At 45.1% G+C, this 2,485-nt stretch carries 4 protein-coding genes and 1 tRNA gene; all 5 read right to left on the bottom strand.

The annotated features are described in order from the left end of the window. Positions 1-861: transcription termination factor NusA (gene nusA, locus A3739_RS19555; protein WP_068502514.1), on the bottom strand; the 861-nt coding region annotated here is incomplete at its 3' end. Positions 862-887: 26 nt separating this feature from the next. Then, positions 888-1,394 carry a ribosome maturation factor RimP gene (rimP, locus tag A3739_RS19550; protein WP_068478046.1) on the bottom strand — a complete coding sequence of 169 codons (507 nt, stop codon included), beginning with the start codon at positions 1,392-1,394 and terminating at the stop codon, positions 888-890. A 251-nt stretch (positions 1,395-1,645) separates the two neighbouring features. Further along, positions 1,646-1,731: transfer RNA gene (locus A3739_RS19545), tRNA-Leu, on the bottom strand. A 40-nt stretch (positions 1,732-1,771) separates the two neighbouring features. Beyond that, the gene (secG, locus tag A3739_RS19540) at positions 1,772-2,131 is read right to left on the bottom strand and encodes a preprotein translocase subunit SecG (RefSeq protein ID WP_068476836.1); all 360 of its coding nucleotides are present in this window, start codon (positions 2,129-2,131) and stop codon (positions 1,772-1,774) included. 31 nt (positions 2,132-2,162) lie between these two features. Then, on the bottom strand, positions 2,163-2,485 hold a 323-nt coding region (locus A3739_RS19535), incomplete at its 5' end, for a triose-phosphate isomerase (protein WP_197472447.1).

The raw sequence follows: 2,485 nt of genomic DNA, 5'->3' as shown, positions 1-2,485 counted from the left end.
TAACTGCGCCGGGTTATCGTCCCAAAGCACAATATCAATACGCTCATTACCTAGCTCACCCGATACAGCTTGTACACGCGCTCCGCGCATACCTACACAAGCACCAACTGGGTCGATACGCTTGTCATTTGTTTTAACTGCAATCTTTGCGCGAGAACCAGGGTCGCGCGCCGCACCACGAATTTCAATCACTTCTTCTGAGATTTCTGGCACTTCAATACGGAATAGCTCGATCAGCATTTCTGGCGCTGAACGACTTAAAATCAATTGCGGTCCACGTAGATCTTGACGAATTTCTAGAAGCAAAGAACGAACACGATCACCCATGCGGAATACTTCACGACCCACTAGATTTTCACGTGGAAGTAAGGCTTCAGCATTATTTCCGAGATCAACAATCACGTTATCACGCGTTACTTTCTTAACAGTACCTGAGACCAATTCTCCAACGCGGTCACGATAGCCATCAACGATTTTTTCGCGTTCAGCTTCACGTACTTTTTGAACAATAATTTGCTTAGCAGCTTGTGCACCGATACGACCAAAAGCAATCGACTCAACCTGCTCTGTGTGAATATCACCTGGTTGAAGCGCTGTATCAATTTCTTCAGCTTCTTCCATAGTCAGCTCAGTACCTAAAGCAGGCACTGCATCGTTGCTCACAACTAACCAGCGACGAAAAGTATCGTATTCACCCGTTTTGCGATCGATATTTACTAAAATATCGGCTTCTTCCTCGTCTTCATAACGCTTTTTAGTTGCTGTCGCCAATGCCAACTCAATAGCTTCGAAAATGACTTCTTTGTCAACGCCCTTTTCGTTTGAGACCGCCTCAACAACCAGCAGAATTTCTTTGTTCATCGCGTCGTTTGCTCCAATAATCCTAATCAATCAAATTGCGGTACGATATTCGCTTTCTCAATGCCTTCAACTGGGAACAAGTATTCTTCTTGATCCACCTGAATCACCACATCATTCCCTTCAACGCCTTTAATCAAGCCGTTGAACTTTCGTCGACCTTCAAATGGCATTCTTAACTTCAATGCAACTTGATGGCCTTTAAACCTTTCATAATGCGCAAGTTCATATAATGCGCGATCCATTCCCGGAGAAGACACCTCAAGGGTGTAATCACCTGCAATAGGGTCTTCAACGTCAAGCACGGCACTCAATTGGCGACTTACTTTTTCGCAATCCCCTAGCTCAATACCGCTCTCACGTTCTTTACCATCTTCGCCCACTTCCGAGCTCTCTGGCGTTTCAAGACTTTCTATATAAATTCGCAACATTGAGTGCTTACCTTGAGACAAGAAATCAATGCCCCAACACTCATAACCTAGCCCTTCTACGACCGGCTTAATAATGTCATTTAGTAGCTGTTTTTTAGCTGCCACTACGCCTCCAATGGGTTCGTTTTCATTGTTGCAGAAACAAAAAATGGGCATAAAGCCCATCAGTACAAAAAAGCCCCTACAATGAGGGGCTCTTTACAAAACTGCTGTAAGGAGAGCCTCAACTGGCGTATAGCCCAAACTCAGAAATTCTGAGCCGCTCCAAATACTGGCGGCATTATAGGCAGCTATACAGCAAGGGTCAACATAAAACAAAAAGCCCGTACTCGTACAAGTGCGGGCTTTTTTATTATTGGTGCCGATGGACGGATTTGAACCGTCACGAGCATAGCTCACCACCCCCTCAAGATGGCGTGTCTACCAATTCCACCACATCGGCATACTCAATTGATTAACTCAATTAAGTGAAAACTTATTGGCTACTCCAATTCAGGAGCGGCATTGTCTTCGTTTTGCGCTTCCAACTCAAGGCTTTCTTCAGAATTTTCTTGAGTTTCTAGCGTAGAAAGCGTCGTCGCTTCTTGAACGCTCAATGCAGCTTGCTCTTTAGCAATATAAGCAAGACTAATACTGGTCGCGAAAAATACAACAGCCAACCATTTTGTAGACTTTGTCAGGAAGTTACCGCTACCTTGGCTACCGAATACTGTTTGAGAAGCACCGCCACCAAAAGAGGCTCCCGCTTCTGCTCCTTTTCCTTGCTGCAATAGCACAAGAACAACAAGCGCCAACGACACCAAGATGTGAACTACGATTACCGTTGTTTCTAAAAATTCCATATTACTCGCAACCTACTACAAACTCGATTCGTCAGGCCGACTGACAAATCTCAAAAAACTCATCAACTTTAAGTGACGCTCCACCTACTAGACCGCCATCGATATCCGGTTGAGCAAACAACTCTTTCGCTGTTTTGCTGTTTACACTTCCACCGTAAAGGATAGTAAGCGAATCCGCCCACTGCTCATCTAGTTCTCGCGCCACACTGCGCAAATGAGCGTGCATTTCTTGTGCTTGATCAGGCGTGGCAGTCAACCCCGTACCTATCGCCCAAACAGGCTCATAGGCAACTACTAAGTTTTTCAACTGATCTACCGAAAACCTCTCTAGCACTGCCTTGAGCTGATTTTCAA

It is taken from the genome of Oleiphilus sp. HI0067 (genome assembly GCF_001635735.1).
Note: the sequence above shows the minus strand (reverse complement) of the source record. Positions and strands in the feature narration are given on the sequence as shown.

Coding starts and splice junctions, on each gene's coding strand:
- secG (WP_068476836.1), bottom strand. CDS start 2,131: ATGGAATTTTTAGAAACAACGGTAATCGTAGTTCACATCTTGGTGTCG.